The organism is Duganella sp. Dugasp56, assembly GCF_047304105.1.
GTDB classification, from domain to species: domain Bacteria; phylum Pseudomonadota; class Gammaproteobacteria; order Burkholderiales; family Burkholderiaceae_D; genus Rugamonas; species Rugamonas hordei.
Genome location: NZ_JBGLYQ010000018.1, coordinates 37,121 through 59,372, shown reverse-complemented (window position 1 = coordinate 59,372; position 22,252 = coordinate 37,121). Strand labels below are relative to the sequence as shown.

Sequence of the window (22,252 nt, the reverse complement as noted above, 5' to 3'; positions counted from 1 at the left end):
AGAGAAGTAAACAAAACCCCATAACTCTTTGAAGTTATGGGGTTTTTTGCAGGGCGAATAAATCTGCGTCCGAAAAAATTAAGGAGACCGAATGCGTAGTCGACGGGGCAGTGCACTAATCGCCATCATTCTTGCATGCGGCGCATGCGTCACCGGCGCTGCGACCGAGTCATTGCCATTGACCGCGGCGCGGGCCGATGTCGGCCGCGAACGCATCAACATCGACAAGGACTGGCGCTTCGCTTACGGCCACGCGTACGATGCGCAAAAGGACTTTCGCTATGGCACGCGTCCTTTTTTCTTCGCCAAGGCAGGCTATGGCGACGGTCCGGCCAGCGCCGACTTCAGCGATAGCGCATGGCGCAAGGTGGATCTACCGCACGACTGGGCGGTGGAACTGCCGTTTGACGCGCGCGCGGACGCCAACCACGGCTCGCTCGCCATCGGCCGCAACTTCCCGGAAAACAGCGTTGGCTGGTATCGCAAGGTCTTGCATATTCCGGCTGCAGACAGAGGCCGCCGCATTGCGCTGGAATTCGATGGTGTCTATCGCAACAGTGTGGTCTGGGTTAACGGCCACTACATAGGCACCGAACCCAGCGGCTATTCGGGTTTTCGCTACGACATCACTGATTACCTGAATTTCGGCGGCGCCAACATCATCGCGGTACGCGCTGATGCCACGATGGAGGAAGGCTGGTTCTATGAAGGCGCCGGCATCTATCGCCATGTCTGGTTGACCAAGACGGCGCCGCTGCACATTGCACAGTGGGGGACGTTCGTCAAACCGAAGGTGGAAGGCGAGTTGGCGCGCGTCGGGATGGACGTTGTGGTGGCCAACGACGGCAAAAGCGCGCAATCGTTTACGCTGCGCCAACAGGTATTCGCGCCCGATGGCAGGCTGGTGGCGCAGACGGAGCAGGCCAGCCTGAGTGTGGGGACCGCGCGCGATGGCGAATTCAGTTCATCGCTGACCGTGCCCAATCCGCGCCTGTGGTCGCTCGACGATCCGAGCCTGTATACGCTGAAAACCAGCCTGCTGCAAGAGAACAAGGTCGTTGACAGTTATGACACCCGTTTCGGTATCCGCACGGTGGTGTTCGATCAGAATCAGGGCTTTTTCCTGAATGGCAAACCGCTCAAACTGCAGGGCACCAACAATCACCAGGATCACGCCGGCGTCGGCGTCGCCCTGCCGGACGGTTTGCAGACCTGGCGTCTGAAGCAGCTCAAGTCGTTTGGCGTGAATGCCTACCGCGCCTCGCACCACCCGCCGACACCGGAATTGCTGGACGAGGCGGACCGGCTGGGCATGCTGGTCATCGATGAGCACCGCATGATGGGCACGGCGCCGGAAATACGCGGACAGCTCGAACGGCAGATTCGGCGCGACCGCAACCATCCGAGCGTCATCATCTGGTCGGTGGGCAACGAGGAATGGGCGCTGGAATGGAACGCGCTGGGCGCCCACCTGGCGCGCGAGATGCACGAGCAGGTCGAACGCCTGGATCCGACGCGGCGTACGATGGTGGCAACCAGCGGATCGGGCAAGGGCGTGTCGCTGGGCGCGGACGTCATCGGCTTTAACTATGGCGCCCAGCACGATGTCGATCAGTTTCATCGCGATCATCCCGCCAAGCCGGCGTTGATGTCGGAGGAGGGCTCCACCTTCGCCACGCGCGGCGTCTACTTCGATGAACCGACACGCTCCCACCTGAACGCATATGATCGCCAAGGCAGGCCGGGCAACAGTCTCAGTATCGAAGAAGGCTGGCACCGCGTACAGGCGCGTGACTGGATGGCCGGGATGTTCGTCTGGACTGGTTTTGACTATCGCGGCGAGACCACCCCCTTCGGCTGGCCCGCCATCTCGTCGCAGTTTGGCATGGTGGACACGACCGGCGTATTCAAGGATACGGCGTATTACCTCAAGTCCGTGTGGACGCGTGAACCTATGGTGCATATCCTGCCGCATTGGAATTGGGATGGGAGGGAAGGCCAGCCGATCAAGGTGCACGTGTACAGCAATGCCGAAGCGGTCGAGTTGTTCCTGAACGGGCGCTCTCTTGGCCTCAAGGCGCTGCCCAAGGATGGGCATCTGGAGTGGACGGTGCCGTATAAAGCGGGAAAAGTGACGGCGACGGCATATCGCAGCGGCAAGTCAGTGGCTAGGGACGAGGTCACCACCACCGGCACGGTATCGCGAATCTTGCTCAGCGCCGACAAGGCTGCCCTGAAGGCTGACGGAACCGATATCGCGGTGGTGTGGGTGAATGTTGCCGATGCGGCAGGAAGGATTGTGCCGACGGCCGGCGACCAGATCGATTTCGAAGCATCCGGCCCGATTCGCATCATCGGTGTTGGCAATGGCGATCCAAGTTCGCACGAGCCGGACCATCCGGCCGACCGGCATGCGTTCCATCCTCTTTCTGGCTGGCGCACTCTTGCTGTCGACGGCCCGGATCATCCAGCGGCGCATGCCGAGACGGTGGATACCTCGGGTTGGCGCGACCCGGGTGTCTGGTTGGCGCCGGAAAACCAACCGGCGGCGACCAGCCATGTGGTGCTGCGCGGCCAATTCGCCGGCCCCGCAATGGCGCCGAACGATCGCGCCGCCTTGTTCATCGACCAGCTGGGGGCCGATCAAGCGGTGTATGTGAATGGTCGCGCGGTCAGCGCGACGCAGGTCGAGGGGGGGCTGATGGTCGCACTGGAGGCGGCGCAGTTGAAGCAGGAAAACAGCCTGGCTTATGTGGTGGCAACGCCGGAAGGCGGCGTCCAGGGGATGCTCGACCGATCCGCGGGGACCAGCAAATGGGGCGTGTTGCGGGTCATCTCGCCAGCCGCGCCATGGCGTCGGCGCGTGTTCAACGGCTGGGCGCAAGTGATCGTGCAATCGACCGGCGAAGCCGGAGAGGCAGCCTTGGTGGCGAGGTCGAACGGCTTGTCCGCGTCGACGGTCCGGTTCCAGTTGCGCTAGCGGCAAGAAGGAATGCGCGGCTGGTAGGCGCGGCGGACTACGAGGCCGATCCGGCGCCATGATGTTCATCCCACACCGCAGCCGCCGCGCGTTCGATCACGGGGCGCCAGTCCGGCGCCACCGGCAGACGGAACACTTCGGCCAGCGCCAGTTCGATTTCGTCGGCCGACAGGAAGCGGCGTTCGCTGCCGCCGTCCGCGCGGCGTATCGTCAGGCGGTTGCGCAGCAGTGCGTGGCGCGCCTCGGGCGTGGTGCGCGCCACGATCAGGTCGCGGCGGAAGTGCGATTGCGGGTAGGTCGACGTGTAATAGTTGGCCATCTCATAGTCGCCGTCGCGGCATGGCGACGGGGCGATCAGGTAGACCGGCATCCAGTCGTCGCCCAGCACCAGTTCCAGCAGATGCTCGTTGCCCTGGGGCGTCAGGCGGAACTGCTCGTGCGGCGTGGACTGCGGCGTCTGCAGGTCGAAGCGGATGGGCGAGGTCAGCACGCTGCTGCCGAAGCCCACGTCGCACAGCCAGGGCTGGCCGTCGATCGTCACGCGCAGCACCATGTGCGTGCGCGGCCGGTGCAAGGCTTCGGCGCCCGCCATCCATCGCACCTGGGCGATCAAGGGCTCCACCTGGAAGCCCAGTGCGCTGAGCACCCGCTGGAACAGGCTGTTCTGCTCGAAGCAATAGCCGCCGCGCCCGGCATGGATCAGCTTGGCGTCCACCGCTTCCGGCGCCAGCAGCACCGGCCGGTCCAGCAGCACGTCGATGGCTTCGAAAGGAATGGCGGCCGGGTGCAGCTGGTGCAGGGCGCGCAGCGTCTCCAAGGTGGGCGCGCGCGGACCGGTATAGCCTATGCGCGCGCAATATGCGTCCAGTAGTTCCATGGTCCCGCCTACTTTGAATGTTAGCGAAAGGATCACTATCATACCAGCGCCGTGCCTCGTCGCGATTGTTCGATTTATATGAACGATTCGTCAAAAACATATCAATAGACTGCATGGATTGACGATCCCATACTTCCCTTATTAGAAAAGGTAATAAGGAAGAATGAAATGCGTATATCGAACACGGTGTTGCGGGCCCTGGTGCCTGGGTTGCTGCTATGCGGCGCGGTAACTGCCGCCGCGCTGGGGCTGGAACGACTGGAAGCTTGGCTGTTCGGCCGGGCCTGGCTGGAAAGCCTGGTACTGGCCATCCTGCTGGGCAGCGCACTGCGCACCTTCTGCCGCCTGCACAGCCGTTACGACGCCGGCATCCACGCAGGCGCCAAGACGCTGCTGGAGATCGCCGTCATGCTGCTGGGCGCGTCCGTCAGCGCCGCCGCCATCCTGGAAAAAGGCTGGATGCTGATCGCCGGCATCGCCGCCGTGGTCGTGCTGGCCATCGCCTGCAGCTACGCGATCGGCCGCCTGAGCGGCTTGCCGGCCAAGATGGCCATCCTGATCGCCTGCGGCAATTCCATTTGCGGCAATTCCGCCATCGCCGCCGTCGCGCCCGTCATCGACGCCGACGGCCAGGACGTGGCCGCGTCGATCTCGTTTACCGCCGTGCTGGGTGTGATCGTCGTGCTGACGTTGCCGCTGGCGATGCCGCTGCTGTCGCTGTCGGCGGTCCAGTACGGCGTGTTTGCCGGGCTGACCGTGTACGCCGTGCCACAGGTGCTGGCCGCCACCAATGCCGTCTCGCTGACCAGCGCCCACATCGGTACCCTGGTCAAGCTGGTGCGGGTGCTGATGCTGGGGCCGGTCGTGCTGTCGCTGTCGCTGTGGGGGCCCCGGCAGCGGCAGCAACGGACCGCGCCGCAGCTGTCGCATCTGCTGCCGTGGTTCATCGTCGGCTTCCTGCTGCTGATGGCGCTGCGTTCGCTGAGCCTGATTCCTGCCATGCTGCTGCCGCCGGCGCACCACGCGGCCGATGTGCTGACCATCATGTCGATGGCCGCGCTCGGACTGGGCGTCGATGCCCGCGCTGTGCTGCGGGCCGGCGGCCGGGTTACCATGGTGGTTGTGCTGTCGTTGCTGGCGCTGTCGGCAATCAGCATCGCGTTGATTAAATTACTGGGCATCGCCTGACCATGCAAACCACCGATAACCATCGCGCCGCAGTGTTGCTGGAGCAGCAGCTGAAGGACGCGCCATGACGCTGGAGCAGCTGCGCATCTTCATCGCGGTGGCCGAACGCGCGCACCTGACGCAGGCGGCCGACGCGCTGGCGCTGACGCCGTCCGCCGTCAGCGCTTCGATCCGCGCGCTGGAAGAGCGCTACGGCACACCGCTGTTCAACCGCATCGGCCGCGGCATCGAAGTCAACGAGGCGGGGCGCTTGTTTCTGATCGAAGCGCGCGCCACGCTGGGCGCCGCGCGCAACGCCGAGCTGACGCTGGCCGAACTGGCCGGCCTGAAGCGCGGCGCGCTGACGCTGCATGCCAGCCAGACGCTGGCCAACTACTGGCTGCCGCCGCGCCTGTTGCGTTTCCGCCAGCGCTACCCGCAAATAGAGTTGAGCCTCACCGTCGGCAATACCCGCAGCGTCGCGCAGGCGGTGCTGGAGGGGCGGGCCGACCTGGGCTTCGTCGAAGACAGCATCGACGAAATCGAGCTGAGCGTCAGCGCGATCGCCGAGGACCGCATCGTGGCGGTGGTCGGCCCCGCCCACCCATGGGCCGACGGCAAGCCGATCAGCGCGCAGGCGCTGCTGGCGACGCAATGGATCATGCGCGAGCAGGGGTCGGGCACGCGTTCGGCGTTCGAGACGCGGCTGCGCGGCATGGGCATCGATGCAGCCAAGCTCGACGTCGTGCTGGCGCTGCCATCCAACGAGGCTGTGCGCTCGGCCGTCATGGCCGGCCCGTACGCGGCGGTGGTGTCGGAGCTGGTGGTCGCCTCCGACCTGCAGGCGGGCCTGCTGCGCGCGGCGCATTTCGCGCTGCCACCCCGGCCGTTTTCCTTGCTGCATCACCGTCAGCGGTCCAAGAGCCGCGCCGCACTGGCGCTGGAGCAGCTGCTCGGCGAGATCGCTCCCTAGGGCGTGGTCTTGATGGCGGGCGTCTTGACCAGCTGGCTGGTATCGAAGCCCTGGCGCGTCAGCCGGTCGACCAGCGCCTCGTAGGCTTGCGGCGTCACGGACGGCGTGCGCGACAGGATCCACAGATATTCGCGGCGCGGTTCGCCGACGGCGGCCAGCTGGTAGTCCTCATCGATGTCGAGCACCCAGTAGTCGGCCCACACCATCGGCAGCAACGACAGCCAGGCAGGCGCGAAGCGCACCTGCAGTTTAGGCGAGGTCGTGCCGCCGACCTGGCGTGCCTCGGCCGTGGCCTGTATCATTTCGCCGCCGGCGGTCTGGCAGCGGTTCAGCACCGCCACCTTGCCGTCTTTCTGCAGCGTGTAGTTGGCGGTGGTGGCGGCGACGCACTTGCGCTGGAACCAATTCGGAAACTTCGCGATTTCGTACCAGGTGCCCATGTAGCGCGGCACGTCCAGCGCGGCGATGGTGACCAGCGGCGTTTCGGCAGCCGGCGCGTGCAGGCTGGCAAGCGAGAACATGGCGGCGATCAACAATTTTTGCATGGCATACCTCTGCGGCGGAAAACCACATGGTAGTGCAAGCGCGTCCCAGCCGCCGGACGCGAGGATCCGGTATGCTAAACCCATGAGCACAACACACAAAGCAGACGCCGCCCTGTTCCGCGACATGGAGCAGGCGCTGATCGTCGAGTTTTCCAAAATGATAGACGCCAGGGTGCGTTCGTCGCACGAGGCCGGCGCGCATCACCCGTATGTGGTCGGCAGCGCGTTGTGCGGACAGGACCAGGCGCTGGCCGACTACCTGTTCGCCGCCCGCGGCCAGTTTGCGCTGATCGAGTTCAAGGCCAGCGAGGAGCGCTTGAAGACCGAGGGCACGAAGGGGCAGCGGCTGCGGCTGCTCGATTCCTGTGCCGCCGACAGCGCCCGGTTGGCGCGTGCGCAAACGATACACCATGCCGCTTGGGGCCGGCCGGTCCAGCTCGACCTGCCCGGACTGGGGCGGCAGACCATGGAAGAAATCGTCGTGGCGCGCTATGTCGCCAAGGTTGGCGCCGTGCTGGGGCGCGGGTTGCCGAAGGCGGTGGCGCGCGAGTGGCGCGCCGCCGAATTCATCGATGCCTTCATCGAGCGCCGCACGACCGGCAGCAATATCCAGCGCTTCAAGCGCTATCTGACCGAGTTGTACGAGCTGGTCGGCACGGATGGGGCCAGCGGGCTGGCGGGCTTCCAGGGCGTGGTCACGGTGTATGTGCCGGGCGCGCCGCAGCCTTTCCAGTCGCTGCGGTTCGACAATTTCACCCACCTGATGAAACTGACGATCCATTACGATCCGCAGTATTTGCGCGAGCATGAGCAGTCGCGTGCCATGCATAGGGATGCGCCCGAGCATCGGCCAACGCCGTCGCGCGACCCCGGCATGTCGCGCTGAGGCCGCCCCGGCCGAGCGGCCTATTTCTGTTTGGCGGGCCGGGCCAGGATGGCGTTGATGGTTTTCACTTCCCGTTCGCTGGCCTTGTTCAGCAAGCTCTCGTGCATCTTGCCCAGTTCGGCGTAGTGGGCGATCTCCGGCGTCACGGCGTTCTTTTGCGCGATCCAGTAGGTGGCGCAGGCGGTCAGCACGCACAACCCCAGCGTGCAGACGACGTAGAACGCGATCCACAGACCGGTTTTTCCGACGCTGCGGTGGAGCGCCAGTCGCACCCGGTCGGCGTCGGCGGTCAGGCCCGCAACGGTTTGCATCAGCTGATCGACCGCTTGGCCTGCCGCCTCCGCCGCCACGCGGCCGGCTTCACGGCCGGCGGCGCCGGCGATGGTGGCCGCCCGCGATTCGATCTGGACCGCTTCGGCCACCTTGACATCGATCTGTGTCAGGCTGGTCTGGGCCAGCCGTACCAGGCGATCGCATTCGGCGACGCGGCGCGAGAAGTGGCTGGCGTCGTCATGGAAGCGGTCAACTTCCATCGTATAGGCATCGATCTTGTCGTGCAGCTTGTCGAAGAACTCGCGTTGCGTGGTGCTGTCGTGGTCGGGCATCGGTGTCGGCGCAGGCGGATGAACGGAACCCTATTGTAAAGGCGCGCGCACTTTCGGACTGCCCGCCGGTCAAATTTACAGGTGCGGGGATGAGCGGGGCGGCCATGGATTACGCAAACCAGAAGCGCGCGCGGCAGTTGATCGTTTGCTGCGACGGTACCAACAACACCTTGACCGCCGGGGTCAACGACACCAACGTCGTCAAGCTGCTCAACATACTGACGCCGGCGACGCACGATCAGAAGCTGTACTACGACCCGGGCGTCGGCGTGGCCGACACCTTGCCGAGCGTGGGCGTGGGACAGGCTTTGCGGAGGACGCTGACGCGCATCGAAGGGCTGGCGTCGGGGCGGGGCATCTACGAAAACATCGCGAACGCCTATAAATTCCTGGTGCAGGAATACCGCGACGGCGACGAAATCTTCCTGTTCGGCTTTTCGCGCGGGGCATTTACCGTGCGCGCCGTGGCGGGCATGGTGAACCTTTTCGGCCTGGTGCGTGCGCACAACCTGGATTTGCTCGATCTGCTGGTCTACACCTATTTCTCCCGCGCGGACGACCGCCCGCCCGAAAAGGGCAAGAAGACCCGGCGGCTATCAAAAGGCGTGGACGGCCAGGATGCGGCGGGCCTCGCCGACGATGCGTTCCGCTGGATGCTGGCCGAAGCGGTGCAATGCAATCTGCGCCTCGACGCCGCCGAGCTGGCATACGCCATGGTGGTGTCGACCGAACCGGCGCTGATGCACAGCGAACCGCTGGCCTCCCCTTGGTGGGGCGTGGGCGAACTGCTCGTGCGCAACCGCAAATTGCTGCTGGAAGAGCAGCAATCCATGGATGAGTATGAGCGCGGCGGGACGTTCGTATCGTACCGGCCGCAGGAGCGCGACCTGATGCCGCTGAGGCAGCCCCTGGAGCGCTGGCGGCCGTGGCACGTCCTGCCGCAATTGCTGCTGTTCGTCGCGCTGACATTGCTGATGTATGGGCTGGCCAGCATCTATGGCCTGGCCGCGATGACGGGCCACTTGCCTGTGTTGCCGCAACTGGCGGACTGGCCGCTCTGGGTGCGGGGCGGCCTCGGCTTCGATGCGTGGCAGCGCCAACTGCTGATGGCGGGAGCGGCGGCCTCCGCGCAAGTCAACCACGCCTACGCGGCCTGGGCCATCGTGTGGGATTTCGGCTTGATCGCGTGTTATGCGTGGCTGCTGGGGTTTGCCGGCGTGCGCCTGTTCGAGCTGGTGCGCGTGGCTTCCAATGGCCTGGGCTGGCGCCGGTTCCTGCTGTGGGGACTGGGCTGGCTGCCGTGCTTCACTGTTCTCAGCGACGTGGCGGAAAACCTGGCGTCGCTGGCCTGGCTGGCCAGCGACAGCCTGCTGGTTCCGGCATTGCCGTTGCTGTTCGCTGCCGCACACCTCCCTTATTTGTTTTTCGACTTTGCGAACTTGTTTTTATTCGTTCTGTTTAATTTCGACGGATCGTATATTCGAGTCCGCACCGTTAGACAATTACCGAGGTCCCTTATGTTAGTTGACGCTCTACCTACCTTGCCCGCCGAGCTGGAATCGGTCAAAGCCGAGGCCGAGTCCGCCGGGCTGCCGTTTGCCGGCGGCGTGCCCCCGGCTGTCGCCTGGCAGCTGTTTTCCACGCGGCGCGTGCTGCTGGTCGACGTCCGCACGGCGGAAGAACGCAAATTTGTCGGCCACATTCCCGACAGCCTGCACGTGCCCTGGGCCACCGGCACCGCGCTGACGCGCAATCCGCGCTTCGTGCGCGAACTGGAAAGCAAGATCGGCGGCAAGGACGCGGTCGCGCTGCTGCTGTGCCGCAGCGGCAAGCGCTCCGCGCTGGCGGCCGAGGCGGCAACCAAGGCCGGCTTCAGCAACGTCTTCAACGTGCTGGAGGGCTTCGAAGGCGAAATCGACGCCCGGCAGCAGCGCGGCAAGGCGGACGGCTGGCGCTTCCATGGCCTGCCCTGGGTCCAGGACTAGCCATGGCCACTTTCGACATCACCACCATCGTGCAGTCGCTGCACGAGACGCGGCACAACTGGCGCCGCGCGCAAAGCCGCACCAGCGAACCCGGCGGACGGGAATTCCCGTCGCGCAACGCGCTGGCCGGCATCGTCGACAGCCTCAAGGGCGTGCTGTTTCCGATGCGCCTGGGGCCGCCCGACCTGCGCCAGGAAAGCGAGAACTTCCACGTCGCGCACGCGCTCGACGCCGCCCTGCATGGGCTGCTGAAGCAGGTGCGGCGCGAATTGAAATACAACGCCGCGCTGCGCGGCGAAGACGAGCGCGATATCGACGACGAGGCGCTGGCCGTGGTGCGCACCTTCGCAGCTGCGCTGCCGGACATCCGCATCCTGCTCGACAGCGACGTGCTGGCGGCCTACCAGGGCGATCCGGCGGCGCGCAGCGTCGATGAGGTATTGCTGTGCTATCCCGGCGTGCTGGCGATGATCCACTATCGGCTGGGACACCAGTTGTACAAGCTGGGCCTGCCGCTGCTGGCGCGCATCGTGGCCGAGCTGGCCCACGGCGCGACCGGCATCGACATCCATCCCGGCGCGCAGATCGGCGCCGGCTTCTTCATCGACCACGGCACCGGCGTCGTCATCGGCGAGACGGCGGTCATCGGCGAACGGGTCCGCGTGTACCAGGCCGTGACCCTGGGCGCCAAGCGCTTCCCGACCGATGCCGACGGCAACCTGCAAAAAGGCCTGCCGCGCCACCCGGTGGTGGAGGACGACGTGGTCATCTACGCCGGCGCCACCATCCTCGGCCGCATCACGCTGGGCAAGGGCGCCGTCATCGGCGGCAACGTGTGGCTGACGCATGACGTGCCGGCCGGCGGCCGCATCGCCCAGGCGGAGTCGCGGGTGGGCGCGTTCGCCAACGGCATAGGTGCCGCATGAGCGGCAGCGCATTGGTGCAGGGCTTCGGCCTCGGCGTGCGGCAGCTGCGCGAGGCCAGGGGCTGGTCGCAGGAACGGCTGGCCGAGCACTCCGACCTGAACCGCTCCTACGTTGGCGAGATCGAGCGCGGCAGCGTCATCGTGTCGCTGGCGACGGTGGAGAAACTGGCCGCCGCGCTCAAGCTGGCGCCGTCGGCCCTGCTGACGCATGGAGAGTCGCTCGGCAGCCGGACCTGGGTCGAGGCGGCCGGTTGATGGCGATAGCATGTTGAGCCCTGGCGGCGCAGGCCGCACACTGGGCGGGTCTTTTCCTTAACTTATTGAATTGGAGTCATGATGTCGGCAACAGTTGGCGGTACTACAGCGTTGGGCGATAACGCGGCAAGGCAACTTGCGAACGCAACCAAAACCGCTCCCCAGCTGGAGACCATCAGCCCCCGCTGGCTGACGCATTTGCTGCAATGGGTGCCGGTGGAAGCGGGCATCTATCGCCTCAACAAGGTCAAGAATCCGGAAGCGATCAAGGTCACCTGCACCGCCCGCGAGGAAGAAAACCAGCTGCCGCGCACCTACGTCGACTACGAGGAAAATCCGCGCGAGTATTTCCTCAACGCCGTCTCGACCATCCTCGACGTGCACACCCGCGTCTCCGACCTGTACAGCAGCCCGCACGACCAGATCAAGGAACAGCTGCGCCTGACCATCGAGACCATCAAGGAAAACCAGGAAAGCGAACTGATCAACAATCCGGACTACGGCCTGCTGGCGCAAGTCACCGACGAGCAGCGCATCTTCCCGTTGACCGGCGCGCCGACGCCGGACGACCTCGACGAGCTGCTGACCAAGGTCTGGAAGGAGCCGGCGTTCTTCCTCACCCATCCGCTGGCGATCGCCGCCTTCGGCCGCGAGGCGACCCGCCGCGGCACGCCGCCGCCGACCATCAGCCTGTTCGGCTCGCAGTTCATCACCTGGCGCGGCATCCCGCTGATCCCGTCGGACAAGGTGCCTGTCGCCGACGGCAAGAGCAAGATCCTGCTGCTGCGCGTGGGCGACAAGCGCCAGGGCGTGGTCGGCCTGTTCCAGCCGGGTCTGCCGGGCGAGCAAAGTCCCGGCCTGTCGGTGCGCTTCATGGGCATCAACAACCATGCGATTTCGTCGTACCTGATCTCGCTGTATTGCTCGCTCGCCGTGCTGACCAGCGACGCGCTGGCCGTGCTCGACGACGTTGAGATCGGCAAGTACCACGACTATCCAGATACCTACAAATAAGCCGCAACGTGAGCCTACTTTCGCCCCCCACTTCCCAGCCGGCCAGCGTGCCGGCCGGCGTTCCGGAACCGTCGGGCGCGCCGTTCGATCCGGCCGTGCTTGCGCGCCTGGCGACCGAGCTGTTTTCCGCGCTGCCCGGACAGTCGTTCGCGCCGCATGGCGCGCAGGCGCCCGGCAATATCGCACCGCCCGGCTCGCCGCTGGTGAGCCCGGCAGGCTTCGGTCCCGGCGTGCCCGGCACGCCGATTCCGCAGGGGCAAATTCCCGGCACCAATGTGCTGCCGGCTTCGCCGACGCAGGTGCTGTCGCTGGGCAATCGCGCGCCGGCCCTGCTGCCGGCCGCGCAAGCCGGCAACGGCGTGCCCGACAAGGTGCTGGGCGCGGTGCCGGCCTACGAACCGCGCAGCGGCGGCGCCTTGCTCGGCGTGCCGGAATCGCTGGATGCGGGACGGCCGCAGGCGGGCGCGTCGCCGTATTACTTCCTCAATGACGTGGGCGTGCCGGCGGCGGCGGAGCCGGCCGGGCCGCGGACGGATTTGTTCCCGTCGCCGCCGCAGCAGAGCGGACTGAGCGCTCCGACCTCTGCCGGGTTGCCCGCCGCAGGGGCGCAGCCATCGCCGCCGCAGTACTATTTCGTCGATTCGGTGGTGCTGCCCAGCGGCTACGTCACGCCCGCCAAGCCGGCGCCGCACGCGACCGTGCCGCTGGCCGGCGGCGACCGCCATCCGCCGTTCGATGTGCACGCCGTGCGGCGTGATTTTCCGATCCTGCAGGAGCGCGTCAACGGCCGCCAGCTGGTCTGGTTCGACAACGCCGCCACCACGCACAAGCCGCAGTCGGTGATCGACCGCATCAGCTATTTCTACGAGCACGAGAATTCGAACATCCACCGCGCCGCGCACGAGCTGGCGGCGCGCGCCACCGACGCCTACGAGGGGGCGCGCGAGCGCGTGCGCCGTTTCCTCAACGCGCCGGAGGTCAACGAAGTCATCTTCGTGCGCGGCACCACCGAAGCGATCAACCTGGTGGCCAAGAGCTGGGGCGCGCAGCATGTCGGCGAGGGCGACGAAATCATCGTTTCCAACCTTGAGCACCATGCGAACATCGTTCCCTGGCAGCAACTGGCCGCCGCCAAGGGCGCGAAGCTGCGCGTGATCCCGGTCGACGACAGCGGCCAAGTGCTGCTCGACGAATATCGCAAGCTGCTCAACGACCGCACCAAAATCGTCGCGGTCACGCAGGTGTCCAACGCGCTCGGCACGGTGACGCCGGTGAAGGAAATCGTCGAACTGGCGCACCGCGCCGGCGCCAGGGCGCTGGTCGACGGCGCCCAGTCGGTGTCGCACATGCGCGTCGACGTGCAGGACCTGGGCGCCGACTTCTTCGTGTTCTCCGGCCACAAAGTGTTCGGCCCGACCGGCATCGGCGTGGTCTGGGGCAAGCGCGAAGTGCTGGAGGACATGCCGCCGTGGCAGGGCGGCGGCAACATGATCGCTGACGTGACGTTTGAAAAGACCGTGTTCCAGCCGATACCCAACAAGTTCGAAGCGGGCACCGGCAACATCGCCGACGCGGTCGGACTGGGCGCCGCCATCGACTACGTCAACAAGATCGGCATCGAAAACATCGCCCGCTACGAGCACGACCTGCTGGTCTACGGCACGCGGCAGCTGGCGGCGATCAAGGGCGTGCGGCTGATCGGCACCGCAGCCGACAAGGCCAGCGTCATGTCCTTCGTGCTGGACGGCTACAGCACCGAGGAAGTCGGCCACGCGCTCAATGAAGAGGGTATCGCCGTGCGCACCGGCCACCACTGCGCCCAGCCTATCCTGCGCCGCTTCGGCGTGGAAACGACGGTGCGGCCATCGCTGGCGTTCTACAACACCTTCGATGAAATCGACCGCCTGGTCGCCGTCGTCAGCAGACTGGCGTCGCAGCGGCGCAAGGGCTAACCGCTGCCGATTTGCAACAGGTGCCGCGCGGCCTGTTCAACTGCAACTACTTCGTGGGATACTGCTCCGCAGCGACTGATCGCTGCGGAGGTAACGATGCCGGCATCTGAAACCCGGGACGAAGTAAGCCAGGCGGAGACGCTGCTGCAAACGCTGCGTGTCCGCCGGATAACGCACGGGTTCATGAGATGGAGGCGCTGCTGTCTGCTGGCCGCGCCGCTGGCCTTGCTGCCGGGCCTGCTGCCGGCCGCCGAGCCGTCACCGCTGCGGCTGGCGGTGGCCGAGCTGCCGCCGTATGCGATGTCGCAGTCCGAGGCCGGTCCCGGCTCGCTGGTCGAAATGACGCAGGAGCTGTTGCGGCGGCTGGATACGCCGGTCACCGTGGAGTTTTATCCATGGCAGCGCGCGCTGACGATGGTCAAGCATCTGCCGCGCATGCTGGTGTTGCCGCTGACCCGCACGCCCGAGCGCGAGCCGCAATACCGCTGGATGGTCAGGCTCTACCGCCAGCGCTTTATCTTTGTCGGCGCGCACGGCGGCGTCGATGTGCACGATCCGCAGGCGCTGGCGCACAAGCGGCTGGTGGTGCTGCGCGGCTCACCGCACAAGCGCGCGCTGGTGGACGCCGGCTTCCTCGAGGTGTCCGAATGCTCGACCGTCAGGGAGTGCATGCGCATGGTAAAGAAAGGCATCGCCGACGCCACCTACGGCGGCGAGGACATCCACCGCTATGCCGCCACCCTGGACGGCAACAAGGAAAGCGAATACGACTTCAGCGCCATGTTCCGCAGCGGCGAGGTGTGGCTGGCGGGATCGATGGACTTCAGCGAGGAGGACGGCCGCAGATGGCGCGCCGAAATGGAAGCCATGCGCGCGGACGGCACGGTGGCCCGCATCCTGCGCAAGTACGGCGCGTCCGGCAATTAATTAGTCAGGCACACAGCCGGCGTCAGGGCGACTCGCCGAGCTTGCCTTCCAGCGTCTCGGCGTCGATGGCGCCCAGCACCGCCTCCCCCTGCGGCAGTATCAAAGTCGGCGTCACGCGGATGCCCAGCTTGTTGGCCAGCGTCAGGTTGGCCCGCAGCGGCGGCACGCAGGCGCGCGCGGCCGGCAGCTTGCGGTAGCGCATCCATTCCTGCCAGGCCAGCGCCGGGTCCGGCGCACACCAGATCAGCTGCGACTTGCGCGCCGCGTCGCCGTGCCGCGCCAGCGGGAACAGGAAGGTGTAGATGGTGACGTTGTCGAGCCGCTCCAATGTGTCGCGCTCGAGCAGCTGGCAATAGGGACAATCGGGATCGGAGAACACGGCCAGCCGGCGCGCGCCGTTGCCGTGCACTACCTTGATGGCGCGTTGCAGCGGCAGGCTGGCGAAGTCGATGCGGGCCGGCGCCGCCATCTGCTGGGCCTGGGCCGGCGCCGCGGCCGCCAGGGCCAGCCAGGCTGCCGCCAGGTAGTTGAAAATCGTATCCATCAGCCATGATAAAGCCTTGTTGACAGTACATGGGGCTTGCCGCATACTTTATTGATTGTATTCGCAATCAATAAGGGGAATTCCATGCGCCGTCGTGACCTGCTGAAACTGGCCGCAGCCATCCTGCCCGCGCTGCCGGGCGCCGCCCTGGCCGCGCCGCTGCGCTACCAGGTATTTACCGCCACCCGCCCGGGCCTGACCCGCGACATCCCGCCGGGCAAGGAGTCGCTGATGTGGGTGGCCAACTCGGCCACGCTGATTTACGGCGAGCGCGACGCCGTGCTGATCGACACCTTCCTCACCATCGAGCAGACCAACAAGCTGGCCGACCAGATCGCCGCGACCGGCAAGAACCTGAAGGCCATCTACGCCACCCACGCGCACGCCGACCATTTCTTCGGCCTGGCAATGCTGTTGCGGCGCTTCCCGCAGGCCCAGGGGCTGGCGACGCCGGCGGTGGTCGAGCGCATGCGCCAGCAGATAGTGCCGGCCCAGCTGGACGCCCGCTGGCGCAAGCTGTTCCCCAACCAGATCCCGGAGGTGCTGGCCGCCGCCGCGCCGCTGAGCGGCGACCGCATCGAGCTCGAGGGGCAGACGCTGCGGGTGGTCGAGGTCGGCCATACCGACACCGACGACACCACCGTGCTGCACGTGCCGGCGATCGGCCTGGTGGTGGCGGGCGACGCGGTCTACAACGGCATCCATCCCTTCCTCAACGAATCGACGCGGCAAAACCGCCAGTCCTGGCTGGCGGCGCTCGACCGGATCGCCGCGCTGCAGCCGTCGGCGGTGGTGGCCGGCCACAAGCTGCCGGGCAACGGCGACGATCCGCGCTGCGTGACTGAAACCCGCCAGTACCTGCAGGACTTCATCCGCCTGAACGACGCCACCGGCAGCGCGCGCGAGCTGTACGACCGCATGCTGGAGCTGTATCCGGAGCGCGCCAATCCCGGCTCGCTGTGGAGCGCCGCCGCCACCGCCAAGGCGCAGGGGTGACCGTCGCCGCTTGCCGATTTACAACTGTTGGTTGTTTGAGTATCCCCAACGGCTAGTATTAACAAGCCGACATTTTTGGCTATAGTGCACGTAATGCCCACAATGGGCGAACTGTGCAGTCTGATAAGGAGCGCCTCATGGTCAAGTTGCAAATCAATGGAAAAACGCGGGAATTCGATGTGCCGGGCGACATGCCCCTGCTGTGGGTGCTGCGCGACGAAGCGCACATGACCGGCACCAAGTTCGGCTGCGGCATGGCGCTGTGCGGCGCCTGCACCGTGCATGTGGACGGCGAGGCGACCCGCTCCTGTGTGCTGCCGGTGTCGGCGGTCGCCGGCAAGAAGATCACCACCATCGAAGGCATAGGCGCCACGCCGGCCGGCAAGGCCACGCAGCAGGCATGGCTGGCGGCCGAGGTGGTGCAATGCGGTTACTGCCAGTCCGGCCAGATCATGTCGGCCGCCGCGCTGCTGCACAAGAATAAGAAGCCGAGCGACGCCGACATCGACGACGCCATGTCCGGCAACATCTGCCGCTGCGGCACCTATCCCCGCATCCGCGAGGCGATCAAGGATGCCGCCAAATCGCCGCTGCTGAAAGGAGCCTGAGCATGAACGCACCCGACAACTCCTTCGGCCGCCGCGGTTTCCTGAAAGTGGCCGCCGCGGCGGGCGGCAGCCTGATGGTCGGCTTCTGGACCCTGCCCGGCGAGGCGCTCGCCGCCGCCGCCAAGGCGCCTGGCATGGCCCCGGCCGACCTGAACGCCTTCATCGCCATCGGCGCCGACGACTCCATCACGCTGACCATGCCCAAGGTGGAAATGGGCCAGGGCACCTACACCTCGATTCCGATGCTGATCGCCGAGGAACTGGAAGTGGACATGGACAAGATCCTGCTGCGCCACGCGCCGCCGGACGCCAAGATCTACGGCGCGCCGTTCGGCGACCAGTTCACCGGCGGCTCGCTGTCGATGCGCACCATGTATGAACCGATGCGCCAGACCGGCGCCGCCGCGCGCATGGTGCTGATCCAGGCCGCCGCCGACGAATGGAAGGTGGCGCCGGACAGCTGCCGCGCCGAGCACGGCGAAGTGGTGCACGCGGCCAGCGGCCGCCGCATCAAGTACGGCAAGCTGGTGGCGGCGGCCGGCAAGCTGCAGCCGCCGGCCAAGATCGCGCTGAAGGAGCCCAAGGATTTCAAACTGATCGGCAAGCCGCTGAAGCGCCTCGACGCCAAGGGCAAGACCGACGGCACGGCGCAATACGGCATCGACGCGCAAGTGCCGGGCATGAAGGTGGCCGTGGTGGCGGCTAGTCCCGTCATCGGCGGCAAGCTCAAATCCGTCAACGACGCCAAGGCGCGCAAGATGCGCGGCGTGCGCGCCGTCGTCAAGCTCGATAACGCGGTGGCCGTGGTGGCCGACAACTACTGGTACGCCAAGCAGGCGCTGGCCGCGCTGGACATCGTGTGGGACGAAGGCCGCTACGCCAAGCTGGCCACCGGCGACGTGCGCCAGATCATGCTCGACGCGCTGAAGAAGCCGGGCAAGGTCGCCCGCAACGACGGCGACGCGCTGAAGGCCATCGCCGCTGACGGCAACCGCGTCGAAGCGGTGTACGTCAACCCGATGCTGGCCCACGCGACGATGGAGCCGATGAACTGCACGGTTCACGTCAAGGCCGACGGCACAGCCGAGATCTGGACCGGCTCGCAGGTGCCGGCCCGCGCGCGCGACGACGCGGCCAAGGCGCTGGGCCTGGCGCCGGAAAAAGTCACGCTGCACAATCACCTGATCGGCGGCGGCTTCGGACGCCGCCTGTACACCGACTACGTGGTGCAGGCCGCGCTGGTCGCCAAACAGGTCAAGGGCCCGGTCAAGCTGGTGTGGAGCCGCGAGGAAGACATCCAGCACGGCCTGTTCCGCGGCCTGTATGCGCACTCGGTATCGGCCTCGCTGGACGCCGGCGGCAAGCCGGTGGCGTTCTCGCACAAGATCGCCGGCCCTTCCAACCTGGCCGCGTTCGCGCCGGGCTGGTTGAAGGACGGCCTCGACATCGACAACGTCGAGGGCTCGGACATCTTCTCCTACGATATCCCGAACATGCGCAGCGAGTACACGCAGGAGGACGGCCCGGTGCCGACGGCGTTCTGGCGCGGCGTCGGCCCGACCCGCAACATGACGGTGCTGGAGAGCTTCATGGACGAACTGGCGCTCAAGACCGGCCAGGATCCGCTGGCCTATCGCCTGTCGTTGCTGGGCAAGGAGCCGCGCGCGGCCAATGTGCTGAAGATCGCGGCGCAGAAGGCCGGCTGGGGCGAGAAGCTGCCGGCCCGTTCCGGACGCGGCATCGCGCTGATGCGCGCCTGGGGCACCTACATGGCGCAGGTGGTCGACGTTAGCGTCAACGACGCCGGCGACGTCACGGTCAAGCGCGTGGTGTGCGCGGTCGACTGCGGCCAGGTGGTCAATCCGGACACCGTCGCCGCGCAGGTCCAGAGCGGCATCAACTACGGCCTGACGGCGGCGCTGTTCGGCGCCATCACGGTCAAGGACGGCCGCGTGGAGCAGAGTAATTTCCACGACTACCGCATCCTGCGCATGGCCGAGGCGCCGAAGATCGAGGTGGAAATCGTCAAGAGCGGCGAGGCGCCGGGCGGTATCGGCGAACCGGGCACCGCCGGCGTCGGCGCCGCGCTGACCAACGCGGTGTTTGCCGCGACCGGCCAGCGCGTGCGCGAGATGCCGATCAATCCGGATCTGCTGAAGAAGGCGTAGTGTAGTCGTGCAGCTGCGTTGGCGGCAGGCTGATACAATGGAGCGGTGAAAAAGCTCTTGCTCATCCTGCTGCTGACCATTCTGCCCATCCAGCACGCCTGGTCGATGGCGGCCGTCTATTGCCAGCACGAGCCGGCCACGGTCACGCACTTTGGCCATCATGGACACCAGCACCAGGCGCAGTCCGACGATGGTGCCGACAAGAGCAAACCGGTCAAGGTGCATTCCGACTGCGAAGTCTGTCATCACGCGGTGCAGGCTTCGGTCCCGGCCGGCGGCGGCGTTGACGTCGCCGTCGAGGCCATCGGCCATGCCCCGACTGCCGCGCGGCGTTACCTGTCTCATATCTCCGAAGGGCCCCAGCGGCCCAATTGGCTGCTCGTCGCCTAGCGCGGCGAGGCCTGCAACTACCTTTCCTGTTCAAGTCTCGTCGAATTCCTTTCCTATTGTCTGGAGAATTCGATGTACAAATATCTTTTGCCGCTATGGCTAGCGGCATGGCCTGCCTGTGCGCGGGCCGAAGTCGAGCCGTCCGCACCGCTGACGCTGCGCGCGGCGCTGGCGCTGGTCGTCGGCGCCAATGCCGAACTGTCGGCCGCGCGCCATGAGCTGCAGGCGGCCGACGGAACGGTGCGGCAGGCCGGCCTGCCGCCCAATCCCACCTTATCGCTCGAGCGTACCGATACGCGGCGCGACACGCGCGAAACCACGCTTCAACTGAGCCAGCCGCTGGAACTGGGCGGTAAGCGTGCAGCCCGCGTGACGGCGGCGCAGCGCGGGCGCGACAGCGCATCGGCCGAGCTGGCGCTGCGGCATGCGGCCGTACGCGCCGACGCGATCGATGCGTATTTTTCCGTGATGGCCGCGCAGGAGCACGTGCGGCTGGCGCAGGAAGCCGGCGATCTGGCGCAACGCGCCGCCGCCGCAACGGGCCGGCGCGTGGTGGCTGGAAAGGTATCGCCGGTGGAGGAAACGCGTGCCCGGGTGGCGGCATCCAGCGTGCAGCTGGAGCTGATGCGCGCGCGCGGCACGCTGGCCGGCGCACGCAAGCGGCTCGCCGCGATGTGGGGCAATCCGGCGCCGCGTTTCGAGCGAGCCGACGGCGTCATCGACGTGCTGCCGTCGCTGCCGGACCAGGCGACGTTGCGGCAGCGGCTGGAGCGTTCGCCGGCGATGGCGTTGGCGCGCTCGGAGCTGGCGCGGCGCCAGGCGTTGGCGCAAGTCGAGGTGACCAGGCGCACGCCCGACCTGACGTTCAACGTCGGCAGCAAACGCTCGGAGGAACTGGGTCGCACGCAGGCGGTGTTCGGCCTTTCCGTTCCCTTGCCATTCTTTGACCGCAACCAGGGCAACGTGCTGGAGTCGGCGCGCCGCGTCGACAAGGCGCGCGATGAGCTGGAGGCAGCCACGCTGCGGCTGGATACCGAGCTGTCGCAGGCATATGAGGATTTCGACGTCGCCCGTCAGCAAGCGTTGGCGCTGCGCGGCGACATCCTGCCGGGCGCTCAAAGCGCGTATGACGCGGCCAGCACCGGCTTCGAATACGGAAAATTCGGCTTCCTCGACGTCCTCGACGCCCAGCGCACCTTGCTGCAGGCGAAATCCCAATACCTGAACGCGCTGGCGGACGCGCACCGCGCGATGGCCGCCATCAGCCGCATTCTCGGAGAAGAACATGAATAAAAAGCAGAAAATCATCATCGCCGTCATGGCGCTCATCGGCCTGTTGTTGGCCGCGTGGATCATGATGCCTAAGCGCCCGGCCGGACGCGAGGAGGTGGAGCATGGCGACCCTGAGAAGGAGGAGATGATCGCACTGAGCGACGCGCAGCTCAAGGCCGCCGGCGTGACGCTGGCCGTGGCCGCGCCTGCGGCGATCAAAGTGGCCATCACGCTGCCGGGCGAGATCCGTTTCAACGAAGACCGTACCGCGCATGTCGTACCCAAGCTGGCGGGCGTCGTCACCAGCGTGCATGCCGAGCTGGGACAGAACGTGAAGCAAGGGCAGGTACTGGCGGTGATCGCCAGCAGCGGCTTGTCCGAACAGCGCAGCGAACTGCTGTCGGCGCAACGGCGGCTGGCGCTGGCCAGCACCACGTTCGAGCGCGAACAGCGGCTGTGGCAGGACAAGATCTCCGCCGAGCAGGACTACCTGCAAGCCAAACAGGCCATGCATGAAGCCGAAATCGCGGTACGCAACGCGCGCCAGAAGATAGATGCACTTGGTACTGGTGCGGCCGCCGACGCAAGCGGAAACTTGAACCGCCTGGAACTACGGGCGCCGTTCGACGGAGTGGTAATGGAAAAGCATCTGGCGCTGGGCGAAGCGGTCAAGGAAGACGCCAACGTCTTCACAATCTCCGACTTGTCGTCGGTGTGGGCCGAGTTGGCCGTGCCGCCGAAGGACTTGAACCGCGTTCGCGTTGGCGAGACGGTGATGGTAAAGGCGTCGGCCTTCGAGGCGCAGGCCAGCGGCAAGATCACTTATGTCGGCTCCCTGCTGGGCGAGCAGACCCGTACCGCCAAGGCGCGCGTGGCGCTGGCCAATCCCGACCGCTCGTGGCGGCCTGGCCTGTTCGTCAACGTCGAGGTGCTGTCCGGGCAGGCCGATGCCGCCGTCGTTGTGTCCACCGAGGCTATCCAGACGGTGGAAGACAAGCCCGTGGTGTTCGTCAAGGTGGCGGACGGCTTCCGTGCGCAGCCGGTGGTCGTCGGCCGCAGCGACGGCAAGCTGACCGAGGTGCTGCAAGGCCTGCAGGCCGGTGCGCAGTACGCCTCCGCCGGCAGCTTCGTGCTCAAGGCGGAACTGGGCAAGGACAGCGCCGAGCATGCGCACTGAGACGGG

Annotated in this window: 19 protein-coding genes and 2 pseudogenes; 17 read left to right on the top strand and 4 right to left on the bottom strand. The window is 66.3% G+C overall.

Annotation, left to right across the window (positions count from 1 at the left end; genetic code table 11):
• Positions 1-91 precede the first annotated feature (91 nt).
• Entirely contained in the window at positions 92-2,980 is a 2,889-nt protein-coding gene (gene galA / locus ACCD07_RS14360) for a beta-galactosidase GalA (protein WP_413447729.1), read from the top strand.
• A gap of 37 nt (positions 2,981-3,017) precedes the next feature.
• Here the strand turns inward: galA and ACCD07_RS14355 are convergent, their stop codons facing one another.
• A complete protein-coding gene (locus ACCD07_RS14355; RefSeq protein WP_413447728.1) occupies positions 3,018-3,857 on the bottom strand; it encodes an arylamine N-acetyltransferase family protein in 840 nt (279 codons plus the stop codon).
• 168 nt (positions 3,858-4,025) lie between these two features.
• Here ACCD07_RS14355 and ACCD07_RS14350 point away from each other — a divergent pair, with 168 nt between their 5' ends.
• A complete protein-coding gene (locus ACCD07_RS14350; RefSeq protein ID WP_353401486.1) occupies positions 4,026-5,045 on the top strand; it encodes a YeiH family protein in 1,020 nt (339 codons plus the stop codon).
• 64 nt (positions 5,046-5,109) lie between these two features.
• A complete protein-coding gene (locus ACCD07_RS14345; RefSeq protein ID WP_413447727.1) occupies positions 5,110-5,997 on the top strand; it encodes a LysR substrate-binding domain-containing protein in 888 nt (295 codons plus the stop codon).
• Here ACCD07_RS14345 and ACCD07_RS14340 read toward each other — a convergent pair.
• Entirely contained in the window at positions 5,994-6,542 is a 549-nt protein-coding gene (locus tag ACCD07_RS14340) for a lipocalin family protein (protein ID WP_176653434.1), read from the bottom strand. The two genes, ACCD07_RS14345 and ACCD07_RS14340, sit on opposite strands and share 4 nt — an antisense overlap.
• Positions 6,543-6,624: 82 nt before the next feature.
• Here ACCD07_RS14340 and ACCD07_RS14335 point away from each other — a divergent pair, with 82 nt between their 5' ends.
• Complete coding sequence (locus ACCD07_RS14335) at positions 6,625-7,428, top strand: hypothetical protein (protein ID WP_413447726.1); 804 nt, start codon at positions 6,625-6,627, stop codon at positions 7,426-7,428.
• A 20-nt stretch (positions 7,429-7,448) separates the two neighbouring features.
• Here the strand turns inward: ACCD07_RS14335 and ACCD07_RS14330 are convergent, their stop codons facing one another.
• Positions 7,449-8,033: a hypothetical protein gene (locus ACCD07_RS14330; RefSeq protein WP_413447725.1), complete on the bottom strand. Its 585-nt coding sequence runs from the start codon at positions 8,031-8,033 to the stop codon at positions 7,449-7,451.
• Between the two features lie 89 nt (positions 8,034-8,122).
• On the opposite strand from ACCD07_RS14330, the pseudogene ACCD07_RS14325 reads away from it, so the two are divergent.
• From ACCD07_RS14325 to ACCD07_RS14295, 7 genes and pseudogenes are all read left to right on the top strand, one after another.
• Positions 8,123-8,614: pseudogene (locus ACCD07_RS14325) on the top strand (T6SS phospholipase effector Tle1-like catalytic domain-containing protein); the annotation flags it as partial.
• 936 nt (positions 8,615-9,550) lie between these two features.
• The gene (locus tag ACCD07_RS14320; RefSeq protein WP_413447764.1) at positions 9,551-10,018 is read left to right on the top strand and encodes a rhodanese-like domain-containing protein; all 468 of its coding nucleotides are present in this window, start codon (positions 9,551-9,553) and stop codon (positions 10,016-10,018) included.
• A 2-nt stretch (positions 10,019-10,020) separates the two neighbouring features.
• On the top strand, positions 10,021-10,944 hold the full coding sequence (gene epsC, locus ACCD07_RS14315; protein ID WP_413447724.1) for a serine O-acetyltransferase EpsC: 924 nt from the start codon (positions 10,021-10,023) through the stop codon (positions 10,942-10,944).
• A pseudogene (locus ACCD07_RS14310) lies at positions 10,941-11,215 on the top strand (helix-turn-helix domain-containing protein). The gene epsC and the pseudogene ACCD07_RS14310 overlap by 4 nt, the downstream one beginning before the upstream one ends.
• 64 nt (positions 11,216-11,279) lie before the next feature.
• A complete protein-coding gene (locus ACCD07_RS14305) occupies positions 11,280-12,212 on the top strand; it encodes a family 2A encapsulin nanocompartment shell protein (protein ID WP_413447763.1) in 933 nt (310 codons plus the stop codon).
• Positions 12,213-12,319: 107 nt separating this feature from the next.
• Positions 12,320-14,164: a family 2A encapsulin nanocompartment cargo protein cysteine desulfurase gene (locus tag ACCD07_RS14300; protein ID WP_413447762.1), complete on the top strand. Its 1,845-nt coding sequence runs from the start codon at positions 12,320-12,322 to the stop codon at positions 14,162-14,164.
• 183 nt (positions 14,165-14,347) lie between these two features.
• Complete coding sequence (locus tag ACCD07_RS14295) at positions 14,348-15,091, top strand: substrate-binding periplasmic protein (protein WP_413447723.1); 744 nt, start codon at positions 14,348-14,350, stop codon at positions 15,089-15,091.
• Positions 15,092-15,113: 22 nt separating this feature from the next.
• On the opposite strand, the gene ACCD07_RS14290 is transcribed toward ACCD07_RS14295, so the two are convergent.
• Positions 15,114-15,635 carry a DsbC family protein gene (locus ACCD07_RS14290; protein ID WP_413447722.1) on the bottom strand — a complete coding sequence of 174 codons (522 nt, stop codon included), beginning with the start codon at positions 15,633-15,635 and terminating at the stop codon, positions 15,114-15,116.
• A gap of 84 nt (positions 15,636-15,719) precedes the next feature.
• Between ACCD07_RS14290 and ACCD07_RS14285 the strand changes: the two genes are divergently transcribed.
• From ACCD07_RS14285 to ACCD07_RS14260, 6 genes are all read left to right on the top strand, one after another.
• Positions 15,720-16,631: an MBL fold metallo-hydrolase gene (locus ACCD07_RS14285; protein WP_413447721.1), complete on the top strand. Its 912-nt coding sequence runs from the start codon at positions 15,720-15,722 to the stop codon at positions 16,629-16,631.
• Positions 16,632-16,768: 137 nt separating this feature from the next.
• A complete protein-coding gene (locus tag ACCD07_RS14280; RefSeq protein WP_353401472.1) occupies positions 16,769-17,239 on the top strand; it encodes a (2Fe-2S)-binding protein in 471 nt (156 codons plus the stop codon).
• 2 nt (positions 17,240-17,241) lie between these two features.
• Positions 17,242-19,407: a molybdopterin cofactor-binding domain-containing protein gene (locus ACCD07_RS14275; protein WP_413447720.1), complete on the top strand. Its 2,166-nt coding sequence runs from the start codon at positions 17,242-17,244 to the stop codon at positions 19,405-19,407.
• A gap of 57 nt (positions 19,408-19,464) precedes the next feature.
• A complete protein-coding gene (locus ACCD07_RS14270) occupies positions 19,465-19,797 on the top strand; it encodes a hypothetical protein (protein ID WP_413447719.1) in 333 nt (110 codons plus the stop codon).
• A 72-nt stretch (positions 19,798-19,869) separates the two neighbouring features.
• On the top strand, positions 19,870-21,090 hold the full coding sequence (locus tag ACCD07_RS14265; protein ID WP_413447718.1) for a TolC family protein: 1,221 nt from the start codon (positions 19,870-19,872) through the stop codon (positions 21,088-21,090).
• Positions 21,083-22,246, top strand: coding sequence for an efflux RND transporter periplasmic adaptor subunit (locus ACCD07_RS14260; protein WP_413447717.1), 1,164 nt, complete (start codon positions 21,083-21,085; stop codon positions 22,244-22,246). Before ACCD07_RS14265 ends, ACCD07_RS14260 begins: the two co-directional genes overlap by 8 nt.
• Positions 22,247-22,252 lie beyond the last annotated feature (6 nt).